Source organism: Candidatus Protochlamydia phocaeensis (genome assembly GCF_001545115.1).
Classification (GTDB): domain Bacteria; phylum Chlamydiota; class Chlamydiia; order Chlamydiales; family Parachlamydiaceae; genus Protochlamydia_A; species Protochlamydia_A phocaeensis.
On the sequence record NZ_FCNU01000023.1, the window covers coordinates 154,422 to 173,270 of the forward strand.

16 protein-coding genes and 1 pseudogene are annotated in these 18,849 nt (G+C 42.2%); 8 read left to right on the forward strand and 9 right to left on the reverse strand.

Annotated elements, in window-relative coordinates; translation table 11 throughout:
• Positions 1-243 precede the first annotated feature (243 nt).
• Positions 244-3,609 (forward strand): TM0106 family RecB-like putative nuclease, encoded by a 3,366-nt coding sequence (locus BN3769_RS09355; protein ID WP_068469879.1) that lies wholly within the window; start codon positions 244-246, stop codon positions 3,607-3,609.
• A 90-nt stretch (positions 3,610-3,699) separates the two neighbouring features.
• On the opposite strand, the gene BN3769_RS09360 is transcribed toward BN3769_RS09355, so the two are convergent.
• Positions 3,700-4,194 carry a GNAT family N-acetyltransferase gene (locus BN3769_RS09360; RefSeq protein ID WP_068469881.1) on the reverse strand — a complete coding sequence of 165 codons (495 nt, stop codon included), beginning with the start codon at positions 4,192-4,194 and terminating at the stop codon, positions 3,700-3,702.
• 32 nt (positions 4,195-4,226) lie between these two features.
• On the opposite strand from BN3769_RS09360, the gene ggt reads away from it, so the two are divergent.
• On the forward strand, positions 4,227-5,969 hold the full coding sequence (ggt, locus tag BN3769_RS09365) for a gamma-glutamyltransferase (RefSeq protein WP_154017875.1): 1,743 nt from the start codon (positions 4,227-4,229) through the stop codon (positions 5,967-5,969).
• A 4-nt stretch (positions 5,970-5,973) separates the two neighbouring features.
• Here the strand turns inward: ggt and BN3769_RS09370 are convergent, their stop codons facing one another.
• The 4 genes from BN3769_RS09370 to BN3769_RS09385 form a co-directional block, all read right to left on the reverse strand.
• Positions 5,974-6,402, reverse strand: a complete 429-nt coding sequence (locus tag BN3769_RS09370; protein WP_068469885.1) for a hypothetical protein — start codon at positions 6,400-6,402, stop codon at positions 5,974-5,976.
• Between the two features lie 35 nt (positions 6,403-6,437).
• Positions 6,438-7,487, reverse strand: coding sequence for a threonine aldolase family protein (locus tag BN3769_RS09375; RefSeq protein WP_068469887.1), 1,050 nt, complete (start codon positions 7,485-7,487; stop codon positions 6,438-6,440).
• 157 nt (positions 7,488-7,644) lie between these two features.
• Entirely contained in the window at positions 7,645-8,616 is a 972-nt protein-coding gene (locus BN3769_RS09380; RefSeq protein WP_068469889.1) for a hypothetical protein, read from the reverse strand.
• Positions 8,617-8,905: 289 nt separating this feature from the next.
• The gene (locus tag BN3769_RS09385; protein ID WP_068469891.1) at positions 8,906-10,048 is read right to left on the reverse strand and encodes a hypothetical protein; all 1,143 of its coding nucleotides are present in this window, start codon (positions 10,046-10,048) and stop codon (positions 8,906-8,908) included.
• A 357-nt stretch (positions 10,049-10,405) separates the two neighbouring features.
• On the opposite strand from BN3769_RS09385, the gene BN3769_RS09390 reads away from it, so the two are divergent.
• Positions 10,406-11,395: an aldo/keto reductase gene (locus BN3769_RS09390; RefSeq protein WP_068469892.1), complete on the forward strand. Its 990-nt coding sequence runs from the start codon at positions 10,406-10,408 to the stop codon at positions 11,393-11,395.
• 266 nt (positions 11,396-11,661) lie between these two features.
• Here BN3769_RS09390 and BN3769_RS09395 read toward each other — a convergent pair whose 3' ends face one another.
• Complete coding sequence (locus tag BN3769_RS09395; RefSeq protein ID WP_079989501.1) at positions 11,662-11,925, reverse strand: hypothetical protein; 264 nt, start codon at positions 11,923-11,925, stop codon at positions 11,662-11,664.
• 390 nt (positions 11,926-12,315) lie between these two features.
• Between BN3769_RS09395 and BN3769_RS09400 the strand changes: the two genes are divergently transcribed.
• Complete coding sequence (locus tag BN3769_RS09400; RefSeq protein ID WP_068469896.1) at positions 12,316-13,758, forward strand: SDR family oxidoreductase; 1,443 nt, start codon at positions 12,316-12,318, stop codon at positions 13,756-13,758.
• A 76-nt stretch (positions 13,759-13,834) separates the two neighbouring features.
• Here BN3769_RS09400 and mgtA read toward each other — a convergent pair whose 3' ends face one another.
• The 3 genes and pseudogenes from mgtA to BN3769_RS14770 form a co-directional block, all read right to left on the reverse strand.
• Positions 13,835-16,390, reverse strand: coding sequence for a magnesium-translocating P-type ATPase (gene mgtA / locus BN3769_RS09405; protein WP_154017876.1), 2,556 nt, complete (start codon positions 16,388-16,390; stop codon positions 13,835-13,837).
• Positions 16,375-16,658, reverse strand: a pseudogene (locus BN3769_RS15260) (phosphoketolase family protein); the annotation flags it as partial. The gene mgtA and the pseudogene BN3769_RS15260, both read right to left, overlap by 16 nt.
• A 159-nt stretch (positions 16,659-16,817) precedes the next feature.
• Positions 16,818-16,961 carry a hypothetical protein gene (locus BN3769_RS14770; protein ID WP_154017877.1) on the reverse strand — a complete coding sequence of 48 codons (144 nt, stop codon included), beginning with the start codon at positions 16,959-16,961 and terminating at the stop codon, positions 16,818-16,820.
• A gap of 346 nt (positions 16,962-17,307) precedes the next feature.
• Here BN3769_RS14770 and BN3769_RS15145 point away from each other — a divergent pair, with 346 nt between their 5' ends.
• The 4 genes from BN3769_RS15145 to BN3769_RS09425 all read left to right on the forward strand — a co-directional run bounded on the left by BN3769_RS15145 (position 17,308) and on the right by BN3769_RS09425 (position 18,711).
• Positions 17,308-17,652, forward strand: coding sequence for a VIT1/CCC1 transporter family protein (locus BN3769_RS15145; protein WP_068469898.1), 345 nt, complete (start codon positions 17,308-17,310; stop codon positions 17,650-17,652).
• 41 nt (positions 17,653-17,693) lie between these two features.
• Positions 17,694-17,993 carry a VIT1/CCC1 transporter family protein gene (locus BN3769_RS15265; RefSeq protein WP_068469899.1) on the forward strand — a complete coding sequence of 100 codons (300 nt, stop codon included), beginning with the start codon at positions 17,694-17,696 and terminating at the stop codon, positions 17,991-17,993.
• A gap of 205 nt (positions 17,994-18,198) precedes the next feature.
• Positions 18,199-18,354, forward strand: coding sequence for a DUF3309 family protein (locus tag BN3769_RS09420; protein ID WP_079989504.1), 156 nt, complete (start codon positions 18,199-18,201; stop codon positions 18,352-18,354).
• A gap of 144 nt (positions 18,355-18,498) precedes the next feature.
• Complete coding sequence (locus BN3769_RS09425; RefSeq protein ID WP_068469904.1) at positions 18,499-18,711, forward strand: hypothetical protein; 213 nt, start codon at positions 18,499-18,501, stop codon at positions 18,709-18,711.
• The last annotated feature ends 138 nt before the right edge of the window (positions 18,712-18,849 follow it).

The window sequence follows — 18,849 nt, forward strand, 5'->3', positions numbered from 1 at the left end:
CCTTGCCCCATGCTTAGGTATAAAAATTCTTTCATATTGCCTTAAAGTTCAATAATATAGAAAAATAATTAGCTTTTAAACCTAAACGACTTAATCGCAAACCTTAAAATTTTCTTCTTGCTTGCCTATTCAATTGAGCTTGTTAAGTAAAGCCTAAATCGATCAAATGGTATGAGAAAACCGCTCTATTCCTGCAAAATAATCGTAAAGCTCCTCAATCCCTTCTTCACAAGCTGATGCCCTATGAGAAAATATAAGAATCATCTCTTGCTATCCGCAAACGATCTCATTGCTTTTATTGAATGCCATCATAAGACTTTTCTCGACCTGCAACATCTTGGCGAATCACAACCAAAACAAGAAGAGGACGAGCATACGCGCTTGATCAGGAAAAAAGGATTGGAGCACGAAGCGAATTATTTACAATGGCTGAAAGACAAGGGCTGTACAATTATTGAAATTCCGACAGAGGCAAGCGTTTCTCTGCATGATCGGGAACAAATGACCGTCAAGGCCATGCAGAGCGGGGCCGACTATATCTACCAGGCCGCCTTGCATCAAGGCTGTTGGCATGGCTATGCGGATTTATTGAAGCGCGTAGAGCACCCTTCTCAGTTGGGATCATTCAGCTATGAAGTGATTGATACCAAATTAAGTAAACGGCCCGAACCCAAGCATATTCTACAACTTTGCGTTTACTCGGACTTGCTATCTCACTACCAGGGCATGCCTCCTCGGGCTTTCTCCTTAGTGTTGGGAAATGGACAAACGCTCGACTTCTTATTTAAAGATTTCGCTTATTACTATGCCACGCTCAAACAAAAATTCGAACATCATCTTTCCTCCCCGCTTACTGAGTCGCATCCTACTCCATGCCCGATCTGTACATTTTGTGATTGGACCAAACGATGTGAAGACGCCTGGGAAAAAGCCGATCACTTAAGCCGCGTGGCCAATATTCAAAACTCGCAAATTGCCAAGCTCGAAGCGCATGGCATTCGCACACTTGAAGCCTTGTCCTATACAAGCGCCGCTTTTTCCATCCCCAACTTAAACCAACAAGTGTTTGACCGCCTCAAATCTCAAGCCAAGCTGCAGCGGATCAAGCGGGAATCCGGCAAAAACGAAATAGAAATGCTCCCGCTTACAGACGATAAAGGATTCGCCCGCCTGCCCGCTCCCGATCCCGGCGATCTGTTCTTCGATATGGAAGGCACTCCCTATGCGACAGATGGGCTAGAATATCTCTTTGGCTTTTATTATTTTGAAAATGAAAAACCGCTTTTTAAGCCTTTTTGGGCCCATAATGAAGAAGAAGAGAAAAAAGCTTTCGAAGATGTGATGGACTTTCTCATGGGACATCTCAGCAAGCATCCGCACGCGCATATCTACCATTACAACCATTATGAAGATACTGCCATTAAGCGCTTAGCGGCCAAGTATGGCACGAAAGAGGACAAAGTCGATCAGCTGCTTCGCCTGGGAAAGCTTGTCGATCTCTATAAAGTCGTTCGCGGAGCCATTAGAGTCTCAGAATCCAGCTATTCCATCAAGAACCTGGAAACGTTTTACATGGAAAAAAGAGAGAGCGATGTCGCCAATGCCAAAGACAGCCTTGTCTACTATGAGCAATGGTGCGAGTTAAAAAATGAGGCGCTGCTCGAAATGATCGGCAAATACAACGAATACGATTGCCGCTCCACTTATTTATTGCGCGAATGGCTCCTTAGCTTGCGCCCAAGCGGTTTGCCTTGGTTCGCCATAAAGGCTAAAGAAGAGAGCGAGAGCCAGGAGAATAGCGCAAAAAAAGTTGAGCGCGAGCAAGAAAAGCAAGCGATACAAGAGACAAGGCTTTATCGAGAAAAAGCCCTTTTAGAGGGAGCCCATGAGGAAGACAAGCCATTGAGGGAACTGACCGCCCAGCTTTTATCTTTTCACAAGCGGGAGAGCAAGCCCAAGTGGTGGGCCCTGTACGACCGGCAAACAAAAGACAGCGAAGAGCTCATTGAAGACACCGAATGCATAGCAGGGCTGACGCTCGATACTGAAATGCCGCCCTATAAAGACAAGCGCTCAACTGTGTACACCTATACATTTCCTCCTCAAGAATTTAAACTGAAAAAAGGAGATAAATGCTGCCTGGTTAGCACGCTAGAGGGAAGCTATGAAATTGTAAGCTTAAATGAGGAGCAAGGAAAGATCGGCCTAAAAAGCAAAAGCGATGCGCTGCCTCCCTTTTCTGCCATTACAATTCAACCAAGCGTTAATAATAAGAAACTAGAAGAAGCCATCGGACGCTTTGCCGATTCCATTATTGAACAGACCTTTCGCTACAGCGCAATCGAGCATTTTTTGAGAAGGAGAGCGCCTGCTTTGCAAAACTATGCGCTCCATGCGCCTCTTTACGATGGCTCGCTAACATCCATTGCCAAAGCCGTCAAAAGCTTAAATAATAGTTATTTATTCATTCAAGGCCCCCCAGGAGCCGGAAAGACCTATACATCTTCTACGATTATTATTGAGCTTCTCCGCCTGGGAAAACGCATCGGAGTCGCATCCAATTCACACAAAGCGATCCATAACCTTTTGGAAGGCATCGAAAAAGCAGCTAAAAAGGAAGGCCTTCTATTCTTTGGACAAAAGAAATCGGACTCGAACAAACAGGAAACCTGGTTTGAAGGAGAAATGATCCAGGATATCTTTGATAATAAAAGCCTCGATCCCCAGGCCAATCTACTTGCGGGAACCGCTTGGCTATTTGCCGAAGAGGCGCTTGATCAAGCCCTGGACTACTTATTTATCGATGAAGCCGGCCAAGTCACTTTAGCTAATTTTATTGCCATGGGCACCTGCGCTAAAAATATTGTCCTGATCGGCGATCAGATGCAATTAGGACAGCCCATCCAAGGCACCCATCCCGGCTCGTCCGGTATGTCTACTTTAGAATACCTTTTGCAAGGCGAATCCGTCATCGCTGCCGACAAAGGCATTTTTCTCGACACCACTTGGCGCATGCATGACAAGGTCTGCCGTTTTATTTCCGATGCCGTCTATGAAGGCCGTTTGCAGGCGCAAAATAAGAATCAGACCCAATCGCTTATCCTCTCGCAAACCGCTCACCCCAGCCTAGTCGCCAATGGCATCAAATTCATTCCTATCGAACACACGGGGCGCAGCCAGAAAAGCGAGGAGGAAGGGGCTCTAATCCGTGAAATCATCAGCGACCTTCTCAAGCAAAACTATCGCTGCCGCGAAGGGAATGTGAGGCCGTTAACGTTGGAAAATATCCTGGTGATTACACCCTATAACATTCAACTGAACTATTTGAAGACTATCCTGCCTCAAGGCACACGGGTGGGAACGGTGGATAAATTCCAAGGGCAAGAAGCCGAAGTGGTTTTATTTTCCATGGTGACGTCAGGAGCGGATGAGCTGCCGCGCGACATTGAATTTCTCTTCAGCAAAAATCGCTTGAATGTGGCCATCTCGCGCGCACGCACGCTGGCCCTTATCATCGCCAATCCCCGCCTGCTAGAGATTCCTTGCAGCACCGTTGATCAAATCCGCCTGGTCAATACGCTCTGCTGGGCAAGGGAATATGCGTCCTAATGGACTGATCGATTTAATTGGCCAAGAAGATATATTAAAAGAGCTAATGAACTAGCTCTCTTTCCTAAATGCTGTTCAATTAGACAATTGCTAACTGTTCTTCAAATCAAGCCGGTAGAATTTCTCGTCGCAGTCCATCGGCTGGCAATAAGGCGGCATGTCTTTTCTTGCGATTTCATAAAAGCCATGCTTTTCATAAAAACGATGCGCAGCCCGAAAAGCAAACGTTGTGCCCAAATAAATGGTATGCACATCTTGCGCTTTGGACCAATCAACAACTGTATCCAAGAGCTTCTTGGCAAATCCAGTAATGGGTCCGCGGTAGTCTCTATCAAGGAATACATCCCTTAACTCGAAGGCATGATGGCCAATATCGATCACGGCAATCGTACCTATTACCTTTTCATTGAAAAGAGCAATCCAGTAATTTCCTTTATCTTTTTGGAAAGCAGTCGAAATGGATTGCAATTCCTTGCGCTGCCCTTCCTCAATGGGAATGCTGAACTCCCCTACTTGGATGCGTTCAATTAAATCAATCACTTCATGTTGATAGCTTGGCTCAAAAGGCTGAATTCTAAAAGACATTTTCCTCCCTCATAAATCAATCGCTTAAAGTCTTGACAAAGCGTAATCTAGGAAACTACTATAGCGCTTTCTTATCTATCCCATCAATCCTTTACAAATCCAATCTAGCCATGCAAAAGATCGCTTTATCCCTTTTATCTGCCATTTTTTTTCTAACTACCTCTCTTTTTGCCAAAGAAGAGCCCATATGCGGAGCGATTGCTTCGGGACATCCCCTTGCCACACGGGCGGGATTGGAAATTCTTGAAAAGGGCGGAAATGCCTTTGATGCAGCCATTGCCGTGGCGTCTACGCTCAATGTAGTAGAACCTGCCATGTCCGGACTAGGCGGATATGGCTCAACTTTAATCTATGACACGCAAAAAAGAGAGATCCGTTACTTGAATTCGAGCGGAAAATTTCCAGCCAACGCCAATTCAGACTTGATGCGGGCGCCAACGGCTAATTATTTAGAGAACCGAAAAGGAGCCAAATCCATTTGCACACCCGGCAATTTAAATGCCTGGCAAGAGATGCACGCACAATACGGACAAACGCCATGGAAGGCCTTGTTTGAAAAAGCCATCCACTATGCCAAAAAAGGATTCCCTCTTCCTTCCTATATGGCTAAATTGATTGCCTCCTCATTTGATGAATTCCCGGCTTATCCCAAGTCTTTTTATGGCAAGGAAGGACGCCCTCTGCAAGAAGGAGAAATTCTGATCCAGCAAGACCTGGCCAAAACCTATGAGCTGATTGCTTCGCAAGGAGCCGATCCTTTTTACAAAGGAGAGATTGCCCAGCGCATCGACCGGCAAATGAAAGAGCTGGGAAGCTTTCTATCCATTGAAGACTTGCACGCTGATGTAGCTGAGTGGTGGGATCCTCTTAAGCTCACTTATAAAGGATATGATGTTTATACCATGGGCACACCCGGCAATGGCTTTTCCGCCCTTTTTACATTGGGCGTCATGGAACAATTCCCTTTACAGTCTTGGTCGCCTGATTCTCCGGAGTATCTACATGTCTTGATAGAAGTATTAAAAGAATCATGCAAAGTCCGCCTCACACATTCCGGAAGCCCGGAAGAAAGAGACAACATTGTCAATCGAATCCTGACGCCTGCCACCTTCTTATCTATTGCGCATGCCATCGATCGACAGAAAGCCTCTCCTTTTGATCTTCAGGGAGGCAAAGAAGGCTTGAATACGACGCATTTTGTCGTCGTCGACCGCTGGGGAAATATTGTCAGTTCGACACAGACATTAGGTCTGGGATTCGGCAGCAAGGTGATGATTGAAGGGACAGGTATCTGGATGAACAACTCCATGGCCTTTTCCACTTTTGAACCGAAAGGCAACCCAATGGATGTCATACCTGGAAAATATAAACTGTCGAGCAATTCTCCCATTATTATTCTAAAGGATGGCCTTCCATGGGCAGCATTAGGCACGCCTGGCGGCCATACGATCCCTCAAAATGTCGCTCAAATCATCTTCAACCTCATTGATTTCAAAATGACGATGCAGGAAGCGATCGATGCCCCCAAGCTTGCCTTTTTCGAGGAAAGCCAAATGGTTTGCACGGAAAAGGAAATCCCCTCTTCTACCCTCTCTTCTCTTCAAGCTAGAGGCCATCAAATCGATAATGAGCAGATTGCAAGCTATATCGGCCTTAACAGGAAAATCGGAAATGCGATGGGAATCAAGCTATTCCACCACCAGGATGGCATGTCCTTCGATATCGGCGTAGATAAAAGAAAAGATGCCTGGACAACCCAGCTTCCGGAAGAATGAACCATCAATGAAAGCGGACGGTCGGATTGATTCCATCAATGATAGCCCGTCCGCCATTGGGAATAATCATTTGCGGATCGGTATGGCCGAAGTTTATATTAAAAACGACGGGAAACCGAACCTTATAATCTTCTAAAGCCTTTTTTACGGCGTTTTGCTGATTGCCAATAAATGCCTCTCGTCCTTCCGGCGGCTTCCTCTCGCAAAACTGTGCCTTCGGATAGGCCATGAGAATGGCCTTAAAGCGCTGCAAGACATTTAATTCTGCCAAAGCGGCAAAAAAGCGGTAAACGAATCCTTCGGTTGGCATTTCTTCCGCTGTCTCTACGTAAAGGATCCCCCCATTCAACCGTTTTACAAGCGTTGTTTTGCCGACGCCTGAGATACCGCTCACGCCAATGATAAATGGAGAAGGCTCCGTCTTTGCTTCCATATGTTTCAGCGATAAAATTCTTATTCATTCAAGCCTTAAATCGAGCAGTAAGAGATCTTTTCCAAGATGGATTGCACGGCCTTTACATCCTCTTCCGACGTATTCCAAGAAGTAATCAATCGGATCTCGCTTTTTTCCTGGTCCCATAGATAGCAGAAAATATCTTCTTGAATGAGTGGAATCCATGCAGGCGGAGCCGTAAAAAAGATCTGGTTGGTTTCTACCGGATAGCTTAAGGAAAGGTTTGGCGTCAATTGGATGAGGGAAGCGATTTCTTTCGCCCTTTGATTGGCTTGCCTTGCAAGTGTCTGCCACAAACCATCTTTAAAGAAAGGAATATACTGGGCGGAAAGATAGCGCATTTTAGACATCAGCTGCAGGGTCTGTTTCTGCAAGTGATCGCTGCCCTCTTCTAAGGCCGGATTAAAGATCAGAAGCGCTTCGGCTCCCATCAGTCCATTTTTAGTGCCTCCCAATGAAAGGAGGTCGACTTGGGCTATGGCAAGCATGTCATGCAAGGGCATTCCTAAGCTGACAGCTGCATTATACAGGCGGCTTCCATCCATGTGAAGGATCAGGTTCTCTTCGCGGCATAGCTTTGCCAAGGCGGCCAACTCCTCAAACGTATAGACTGTTCCCACTTCAGTTGGCTGCGTGATGGACATAACGCGCGGAGAGGTTGAGTGTTTGCCGAAAGCGCGTTCACTTTTTAATTTTTTTAGCACAGCGCTTGGAACGAGCTTGCCTTCTTTATGGGGAATCGTCAACAGCTTACAGCCAACAATGGACTCAGCCGATCCGGACTCCTGATATTGAATATGGGCAATGTCCGTGCAAATGACAGATTCATGCCTGCGACAAGCAAGCTTAAGACCGAACACATTCGCACCTGTTCCCGTTGGAACAATCAAGATTTTACATTTCGCTTTAAAGGCATCCTGAATCAATTGCTGCGCTTTTTCCGTCCAAAGGTCAGCCCCATAGGAAGCCGCGTAGCCGTCATTCGCTTCCAATAAAGCTTGTAGGACAGACGGATGAACACCCGTCCAGTTATCGCTAGCGAGACAAATTTTTTTGCGAGTCATACACACCCAATTAAATGCTCTCATTATAAATCTTAAAAGAGAAAATTCAAGCGCTTTTGCCTTTAGCAGAAGCTGCCATGCAAGCTAAAAACCATTCTCTTATCCTGAATGGTTGGCTGATGCAAGACAGCTACCTTGCATCGACCTGAAGGAATGTCTAGGTATGAAGAGCTAGTGCATTCATGCGTGCGCTGATTTCCTGCATTTCTATGCAATCATATTCAGCAATATTGGGAGCACGGACTCTTTCTTTCAATTTAGGCAAAAGGGCTGCAAGCGTCATTTGTTCCACCGATTCCTGTAATCTCTCTCGCTCTTGTTTCAAAAAGCTTCCTAGGTAATATATTTTAGCTTCTTTTAGAAGTTCTGCTTCATTAATATTTTGAATATGCGCGCGATAGAATGCCTGCCTAAGTTGGATGACTTGCTTGTTTAATTCGGAACATTCTCCTTGCTTTTGAACAATCCTTTGATTCTCATGCAGTCGTCCCAAACGCTGAAAGCATTCTCCCAAATTTTGAAGAGCCATTATGAGCTTAAAGTTAGACCAAACACAGTTTATTTTTTCCAAATGCGTTTCGGTATGAACCTCCAAGGGTATTCCAAAAAGCCCCACCATTTTAATCTCTTCTTGAGGATCATCAATAAGCCGCTTAAAAGGTTCAATAAAATGGCGTATATGGGCAATTTGCGCATCATAGGCATTTAGGACTTGGTGAGTAACCGCTTGAAGTTTTTCTTGCCGCGTATTTTCTATTATTCTTCGTCTTTCCAAAACGCTGTGAGGCAATTGATTGGGATTTAAACCCAGCATCTGAGCTTGGGAAGCCAGGGCTTCTCTTTCTTCATTTTCCCCTATCCGTTTCTGAATCAGATCATGAATGCCAACGGCAATATTGCCTAAGACAGGGACAAGCAAGACGACGCAGCGCAGGCTGCTCTTATCGCTTATATAAGAAAAGTAGCGATTAGTCTTTACAAAGGCTGATTGGCTGTACGCTTTTAAAACGCATTTTTCAAAAAGATCTATCAAATTTATGACAGTGCTTGCAATCGGTAAATAATCCCCAATTCGATCAATTTCTATCAAAATGCTACTTATAGAATAAGATGACGTAATAGTAGACATTTTTACTTTCCTATGGGTAAACAATTAAGAACTTCAATTTTCAGCAATAAAAAACTAATTTATCATAAAATTTTAAATTATCAAATTAAATAATATTTTATTAACACTCAACTGACAAAAAAAAAATAATTCATTTAAATAGAATGAAAATCAAGATATTTAAAATGATAGATAAAAAGGATGAGGAATTTTTCTACTCTAAAAAAAAGAAATGATCACTCATAGAGGATTGAAACAGCTTATCCAACTCTTATTGCGCGCATCATTTATTGAAGCATGAAATATGCTCTCATACTTTGATCAAATGGAGTGATGGACTCTTCGATATCATAAGCGAATGATTTTCCCCTTTGCATCTAGGAGAAACCATGACAAAGTTTTTTTCTATGTGTACGCTAATTTCTTGCATCTCTACCAGATCGTAGTCAGCTTTAGCTGAATTAAGGCATCTTTCTTTCAATCTAGGTAGAATGGCTGCAAGATCAATCTGTTCGACTGTCCCTTGGATTCCTTCTCGATCTTCTTCAGAAAAGCTATTAAGGTAATATTTTTGAGCCTGCTTTAAGAGCTCTTTCCCATCAAGGGTTCGAATATAATTACGATAGGATAAGCGCCTGATTTCTAATAGTTGTTTCTTTAATTCATTAAGTTCCTGCTGCTTTTGAATGAGAATTTCACTCTGATTGAATCTCATTAAATTTAAAAAGATCTGGCGATAATTTGAGAAAGCATATGTCAGTTTACAGCTTGACCAGGATTCTTCTATTTTCTTTTGGTCTGATGCATTCCCAGGACCAGTCATTTTCTCAAATTCTTCAATAGATCGGCGCATTTCACCAATTCGTCTATCAACAATTCTTATAAACTCTTGAGTAACTAACCGGCGCTTTTCTTGCCGCTTATTTTCGATAATGGTTCGTCTTTCAGAAAGATCATATGGCAAGTGATCGGGATTTAACCCAAACTGGCGGGCTTGATTATTTTGGGCCTCTCTCTCTTCGCTCTCTGCCCGCTGCCTCTGCATTAACTCCCGCATTTTCTCTTGTCGCCTATTTTCAATAACGATTCGTCTTTCAGCAAGGCCATGCGGTAAGTAATCGGGATTTAATTCTAACAGGCGAGCTTGAGCATTTTGAGATACTCTTTCTTCATTCTCCGCTTGCTGCTTTTGAATCCAATCAGAGAGGCCTATAACGATATTCCCTAAAACAGGCACAAGTAAAACAATACAGCGGAGCATGCTCTTATCGTTTATATAAGAGAAGTAGCGATTGGCTTTTATGAAATTTGGCTGAAAGGCTACTTTTAAAACGCATTTCTCAAAAATATTTATAAAATTTGTTAGCGTGCTTGCACCAGGTACACGGTCACAGAATCGATCCATCCATATTAAAAGGCTATCTGTGTTATATGATGTGGTAACAGCTGACATCTCAATATCCTTGATTTAAAAATTTTCAAGAAGCAAAGCATTCATATTTAACATGGCAATGAATTAAGAGCAATTTATTTAAAGAAATTATTTGACACATAAAAAGATTCGACTTTTAACTTATTAGAAATAAGAGCCGAAAGAAGTAGGGTTAATCTCGCTAGAGTTTTGTATTCAATTCTAAGAGAGTTCTGTACGATCAAGCATAATAGAATTGCCCTGCAACTAAATCGTTTGCCTTTTTAAGGGCCTTTTTAAAAATTGGAAGCAACGGCTCATTTATACAGACGAATTCAGCCGATATAGTCGTACGGTACGCCTGAAAAAGACAAATTTGATCCAACGAAGGAGAAAATCATGAAAAAGCGCAAGCTTGGAGAATTGGAAGTTTCAGCCCTTGGGCTTGGCTGCATGGGAATGTCTTTTGGATATGGCCCCCCTAAAGATAAGCAGGAAATGATTGCCTTGATTCGCACGGCTGTTGAACGGGGCATCACCTTTTTCGACACTGCTGAGGTCTATGGCCCTTATGTCAATGAAGAGCTTGTAGGAGAAGCGCTCGCGCCTTTTCGTGACAAAGTCGCCATCGCAACCAAGTTTGGCTTTGCCCCTAGCACAGAAGGAGAAGCGCGCTGGAGCGGTTTAGATAGCCGCCCGCAGCATATCAAGCAAGCCGTCGAAGGATCTCTGAAGCGGCTCAATGTTGATTCGATTGACCTATTGTATCAACACCGCGTTGATCCGAAGATACCCATCGAAGATGTAGCCGGTACTGTGAAGGAATTGATCAAAGCAGGCAAAGTCAAGCATTTTGGCTTGTCGGAAGCCGGTGCGCAAACCATCCGGCGCGCCCATGCCGTCCAACCCGTAACTGCCGTGCAAAGTGAATATTCCTTATGGTGGAGACAGCCTGAAGAGGACGTGCTGCCGACACTTGAGGAGCTAGGAATTGGATTTGTGCCTTTCAGTCCGCTCGGCAGAGGATTCCTTACAGGCAAGATCGATGAAAACACCCAGTTTGATAGCACAGATTTTCGCAATATTGTCCCCCGTTTCAATTTAGAGAATCGCAAAGCCAATCAAGCTTTGGTAGATTTATTGACCTCATTTGCAGAGCAAAAGAAGGCCACGCCTGCGCAAATCGCGCTCGCTTGGCTGCTCGCTAAAAAGCCATGGATTATTCCCATTCCTGGAACAACCAAGCTGCATCGCTTGGAAGAAAATATCGGAGCTGCCAATATCGAACTATCAGCGAAAGATGTACAGGCCATTGAAAAAGCTGCCTCCAACATTAAGATCGAAGGCAATCGCTATCCCGACTCTATGGAGAAAATGGTAAATCGGTGAATGATTATATTCAGTCCTTTTACTTGCTCCACCTAGTTGCTTATTAGGCTTAGCAGTTTGATTGGATAGATTCAAAGAATTCAGGGGTAAAATTAGCGAATATAAGCAGCAAGCAAATTGAATTTGAACATCAAGATCAGCGGGTTATAAAGGAGGTTGTCCGCCACATTATTTAATACCATCCAACCGCTATGAGTAAGATGATAAGGGACTTATGTAGAAAATGCTACTGGATTTTACTGGAATTGAATGGTAAATTAGGAGAATCATTGCACCGCTAGTGCACCATCAAAAAATTGAAATCTAGCATCTAAGCCTTCTTTAAAAGCTTCCTCATACACAATTGATGCTAATGCTCTATCCTGCATTGCTTTACCTGTTGAATCAAAAATAATGACGCCTTTAGGATCTTCTCTTTTTGATGGGTGTTTTAATATAACTTCTCCAAGTTCGAAGACTTTACTTTGATCAATAGGGTTTAATTTTAATGCATGATGCAAATCTCCAACAGTTGCACATTGTTCTTTAATATCCGCTTTTGGGGCCTCAACATCAGCCTGGCGCTAATGGTTATAATCGATCTTTTCCTCCAGGTCTCCTTCAGCTATATGACTCAATGGCAAATGGTTACTGGCATGCTCGGCATTTAAATTTTATTATAAATGGGCTTTTCCATACTTTGGAATGGATAAGATTAGTGCCGGATGCTTTGTTTATTCTAGTAGGTGTAATTCCTACTGTTACCGCAATTTTTATCACGTATAAATATGGATTCAACAGTCGATGAAAAATCAATTTAGAAAAGTATTAAAATAAATAGGAATTCCAAGATGCATTCTTGAATGCGAGATCAAATTGCACTAAGCTTATTTTCAAATCCATGAGATTATGCTAATTTGAAAAATAAAACAGGATTCCTGATGAAGGTCTTACTAACAGGCGCTAATGGTTATATCGGCACCCGACTATTGCCTCTTCTTCTAGAAAAAGGCTATGAGGTTTATGCCCTTGTCCGTAGCAACAAACGGATGCAAGTTCCTGATAAATTTGAAAAACAAATTCATATCATCCAAGCTGACTTGCTAGATGCTGAATCGTTAGAAACAATACCTAATGATATCGATATTGCTTATTATCTTGTTCATTCGATGAGCAGCTCTGTTGAAAATTTCACTTCGCTCGAAGCTAAATCGGCGACGCATTTTCGAGACCGGCTTTCTTGTACCAATGCTCGCCAAATTATCTATCTTAGTGGCATTGTCAACGATGAACAGCTCTCTCATCATCTCATGTCTCGTAAGAATGTCGAAACAATTTTGCGGCAAGGAAAAATCCCTGTTACAACACTCATGGCAGGAATTATCATTGGAGCCGGCAGCGCTTCTTTCGAGATTATCCGAGATCTTGTGGAGAAGCTTCCAATTATGGTTGCACCCAAATGGACGAAAAACCTCACTCAACCAATTGCAATCCGTGATGTCCTAGATTACTTAATTCTTGTTCTAGATCATCCCGCTTGTCTAGGTAAACGATTTGAAATCGGCGGGCCCGATGTTCTTAGCTATAAGGAACTTCTCCTTGCATTTGCTCGCATCCGCGGCTTAAAGCGCTGGATTATTACTGTGCCTATATTGACACCAAAGCTTTCTTCGTACTGGCTTTATTTTATAACCTCCGCAAGCTTTCCTCTTGCTCAATCACTAGTCGAAAGCCTTAAAAATAATGCCATTTGCAAAGAAAACAATATCCAAAAGATCTTTCCCAAAGAGCTTTTGGATTTTAAAACGGCTGTTCGCCGCTCATTTAATTGTATTGAGGAAGATGATGTTCCTTCTAGTTGGAAAGATGCGATAGGAAATTCAAATCTTAATCCCGATCTTTCTACCTATGTGCAAGTCCCCCATTTCGGCACAGTTTTTGATATACAAATAGTTTCTTTCACTCAATCCCCAGATGTAGTTCAAAAAAAAATTTGGTCGATTGGTGGAGATACTGGGTGGATATACATGAACTGGGCATGGAAGATGAGAGGATTTATCGATAAATTAGTCGGGGGTATTGGCCTTCGCCGCGGAAGAACACACCCAACGCGATTGAAAGACGGGGATGCTCTAGACTTTTGGCGTGTTCTGGTTGCAGATAGCAAAAACCGCCGCCTTTTGCTGTATGCTGAAATGAAACTTCCTGGCGAAGCATGGCTTGAATTCAAGATTGTCAACCACACCCTTTACCAAACAGCCACTTTTCGTCCACATGGACTCTTGGGAAGAATCTATTGGTATGGGCTTTTACCTTTCCATCATTTGATCTTTCGAGGATTGGCTCAAGCCTTGATAAAATCTGATTATTGCATAGACGATTAAGTTGTTTTTAGAGTGTTCTAGTCCTCTTTGAAAAATCTTCAGATGTTGTATGAAAGATGTACTGTCAGTGTTGAATTTAGCGTGAGCTATAATGCTTATAAAACCATTGTTTTACCACTTCTACCATCAGTAAGTACACGATCACCATGCTCGCCAGGATAAAAAAGAATAGCAACGGAGGTGCAACAAATCCAAGAAACTTTCCTAAAGAAGTGAAGGGTAGCAAAATAGCTAATGATACTATTAAGAGAGAACAGATAGTGAGCCAAGGATTAGGGCGGCTCTTTAGAGGAATCTTGCGCGTGCGAATGACAAAGATAACGAGTACCTGCGTTGCCAATGATTCGATGAACCAGCCAGTATGAAAAAGAGCCTCCCCGGCTTGAAAAACTGTGAGCATTACAAAAAAGGTCAGAAAATCAAAGATGGAACTGATGGGTCCAACGATCAGCATGAACTTTCGAATAAAGTTAATATCCCATTGTCTGGGGCGCATCAGGTATTCTTCATCGACATTATCCATTGGGATGGGAATTTCAGATATATCGTAAAGCATGTTATTAAGCAAAATCTGCGTGGGTAGCATGGGAAGAAAGGGAAGAAACAAAGATCCACCTGCCATACTGAACATGTTGCCGAAATTAGAACTGGTTCCCATCATGATATACTTCATAATGTTGCCAAATGTACGCCGCCCCTCAATAACCCCACTTTGGAGAACCCCCAAGTCATGTTCTAAAAGAATCATTTCTGCTGCATCTTTAGCAACATCAACAGCACTATCCACAGAAATGCCGATGTCTGCAGAATGAAGTGAAGGAGCATCGTTAATCCCATCCCCAAGATATCCAACAGTATGACCTCGCTTCTTTAAAGCTAGAATGATCCGATTTTTCTGGGCCGGAGTAACACGACAAAATAGATTAACACTTTCTACTTGTCCAACTAAGGCCTGATCATCCATTTTCAGGATATCCGCGCCCGTCAGAATTCCGGTAATCGACAGTCCCAACTGTCCGCAAATATGTTCGGTCACAAGTTCATTATCGCCAGTTACTATCTTGACCGAGACTCCACTGGCAGCAAGGTGTTCTAAAGCCTTCTTCGCACTCTCTTTAGGTGGATCAAGAAAAGCAGCGAATCCTGAAAAAACAAGTTTTGCCTCATCGCTTACTACGATATGAGGGTAATCGGTTTCTTCCTGACGCCAGGCAATCCCAAGTACTCGGAATCCCTCTCTTCCTAGAGAGTCAAATAGTGCTCGCACGATAGCCATCGCTGCATCATCTAAAGGGCGTAAATCAGTGTCACTTTCCCCTTCATAAGTTGTGCAAAGACGCAAGATATCTTCTGGAGCCCCTTTGATCACGAGCATTCTTTTCTGTCCATTATCAACCAGTACCGAAACTCGACGACGTTCAAAATCAAAAGGCACTTCGTCAATTTTTCGCCAACCAGTCATATCGATCTCTTTATGTTCCAAGATCGCATCATCCAATGGACTTTTCAATCCTGTTTCAAAAAAACTGTTCAGATAGGCCAACTCCAAAACTCTGTTGCTATTACGTCCAAGGCTGTCAATATGGCGCTCCAAATGAATACGTGCTTCAGTTAACGTACCTGTTTTATCCGTACAAAGCACATCCATACTTCCCAAGTTTTGTATGGAAGCGAGTTGTTTAACAATGACTCGTTTAGCCGCCATACGCTTTGCTCCCTTGGCAAGAGTCACTGAAACAATCATAGGAAGCAGTTCGGGAGTTAATCCGACCGCTAATGCTACGGCAAAGATAAAGGATTCAAGCCATGGTCTATGGAAGAATGCATTGACTAGAAGAACAAACAGCACGAGAAAGATTGTAAAGCGCATGATAAGCAGTCCAAAGCTACGAATACCTTGTTCGAATGCATTAGGAGGAGCTTTGGCTATAAGACTGTCAGCAATATCGCCAAGCACTGTATTAGCACCGGTATTGCAAACTAATATTCTTGCCGTTCCGCTCACTACTGAAGTTCCTCGTAATACAGTATTGCTCGCTGATAGGATCTCAGCCTCATTAGGTAATTCGCCTGGTTTTTTCTCGACCGGATATGGTTCCCCAGTTAGAAGCGCCTGATTTACAAAAAAATCCTTTGCCTCCAATATGCGTCCATCACCAGGAACTAAGTCACCGGCAGCAAGTAGCACAACATCTCCAGGAACCAGCGAAGGAAGAGGAATCTCCTGAGATTTTCCATCTCGCAACACTTGCACATGCACTGTCACTGATTGACGTAATTTCTCGGCATCCTTACCGGCCTTATATTCCTGAATAAAATCCAGTGTGACACTCATGAAGACAATAAGCGAAATAATGATAAAGCTAGCGACATCCCCTGTGAGAGCTGATATAGCACTGGCTACGAGCAGAATGATGACAAGAGGATTGCTAAACTTGGACAGAAACTGAAAAAGTAATGCATTTTTTCGCTGTGGATGAAATAGATTAGGGCCATAATGTACAAGGCGTTCAGAGACCTCGCTGCTTGTCAATCCGTCTGAGGTTGCCTTATAATATTGTAATAAAACTGTCAAATTCTGCTGCCAAAAGGCGGGTTCCTTGTCAAACTGCAGACTCACAATCCACCCCATTTCCAATTCCGGATTTCCGGCATGTCTTGGCCATATTTATCAATGTAAAGTTTGTGCTCGATGAGTTTTTTTCCGAACTATTTGCTTCAGATAGTCTCCCTTTGGAACCTAAATATAGTAAGCGATCAATCACATTTTGCACTAAGTGGAACCTATTTAAGTCATTCTGCACTCTAATGTCGAAGACTGTTATGACAGTTTCCTCTTCTTTATATCCTCGGAATCAGAGATTTTGGTTTGTCCGACGATAGGTCAGTCCATTCTGTAAAGTTAGATTCATCTCATATTGAATAGTGCCTTTATTGCCCGCAATCAAATAATCTTGAAGGTGAGAGAACCCGACATGTGAATATTTCTTTTGCTCTTCTTAAATGCGTTTTAAAAAATCTTGGATTTTTTTCCTATCAGTTTTTCCATTGCTTGAATTCTAAAAATCACGAAAAAATATTTTCAAAATTAACGGCATCAGGTGGCTATTTTGCTTACAATAATTTTTAAATTGATCTAAAAATTTATTTAACACTTTTAATGCTTTTTGCTTATCGATCGCTTGTGTTTTTGTTGCTACCATAAATTTCTCCTAGCTCAGGCTTATTCTTAACATAGACGGTTTCGACGATAAATCGAAGATTTGGCAATCCATTCGAAAGAGAACACTCATCAATCCAACCACGTCACTTAAAAATAATTATTAGAAATTTTAATCCTGTGAATGCTGTCGCGTGGTAAGACCTATTTTAGGTAATCGCATTCATACTGTAACGGATTGACTAGTCAATGTGAATGAAGGCTTTTTGATGTCCCGATATTCTAATTAACATTTTTTATCTAGTACAATATTAAGGATTTAATACACACGCCAGAAATTTTGATCCATAAAAGAGCATCAAAAACCATAAAAAAAATGAATCGATGTCATGAAAACGATATATCACAAAGAAGACCATTTCCAAGCTGGAAACAGCATAAGTTGGCATGTCAGATGGACTCACTGTGCCTTTTGCTCTCGCTGGGGTATATTCGGTGCCGTCGCTGAAACTCATCTTGTAATCACAGCTGGCTTTGCCGAAATTGCAGCAGGCTCAATTGCTATGGATTTAGGAAGCTACTTAGCTGTTAAAAGTGACACAAAATATTTTGAGAGCGAAGCCAAGAGAGAGAACAGCCCGAAATTATCCACCAAACTCAGGCAGAAGAACAGGAAATATAGGATATATTTGCCAAATACGGTGTTTCCAAAAATGAATCATCATCTGTGGTGATAGCTCTTAAGCGAAATCCCACAGCATGAAAAGATTTCACGATGAAATTCGAACTCGGACTTGAAAAGGCAGATCCTTTTAGAGCTTTCCTAAAGCGCCTTCACAATTGCTTTTCTTATGTTTTAGGGGGTATTATTCCATTATTCCGCTATCTCTTAATGTCAGACTCTAATACAGCTCTCTTAATCTCTGCCTCTGCAACCCTTCTGGCATTATTCTGCTTCGGTCTTGTCAAAGGATACTTTATAGAGGTTTTTCTTTTTAAAAATAGTTTTCAAACGGTATTTGTTAGGGAAATGGCTGCTGGAGCCACCTATTTGTTAGCAAAGGCAATATCGTAAAGATATAAATTCTAAAAATACATTGACAGAAGGTTGTAATTGATCTCTCCTCCTAATTAGGATCCACTCTCCAGTCGGGTAATTTCCTATAACTACCTTCCTTAAACATATAAATTAAATATTTATGTTGACATCAGAGTATGGTTATTCTAGCTTAATGAAAATTGACAAAATATTTATTGACATTTTTTTTAAAGGAGAAGCCATGCTAGGCACAGTATTAATTGTCATCATAATTTTATTGCTTATTGGCGCTTTCCCATCATGGCCGCATAGTTCTGGTTGGGGATATGGTCCCAGCGGACTTTTGGGAACAATTTTAATTATTGTCCTTATTTTGTGGTTGCTAGGAAGACTTTGAAATTTGTTTGACATCCAATCTTGGGTAGATGTTATGTAAGACTGATATTCGTCTATGTTTATGTGTGGACTTATGATAAATTTTCTAAAAGCGATTCTTTATGTTAGCGGTAGAACGAAGCCAATATGAGCAATGCGGGGTGATATGAAACATAAAAAAAAGAAAAGCAATAGTGATAATCCTAAACCTCTTAATTTTGATCAGGACGAGGAAAAAGGACCTAGTGATCATTTAGAAAAAACATTTATGACTCCTTCTGAAGAAAGGGGCGACAATGAAGACGATCAATACTACGAAGAAGAAGAGGCTATCAGCCCAGAAGAAGTAAAAGAACGAAAAGAAGAAGATGATCTCTAGCTCTTTGTGGACTTGCCCCAATTTCTGGACCAGTTTTTAGGCGAAATTTTTCATTTCATTTTCCTCTAGGCAATGAGGTCTTTTTGGCTCTGCAGAGCCAAATTGACCGGGCTTTATTAATGCAAATTCATAGGGCGT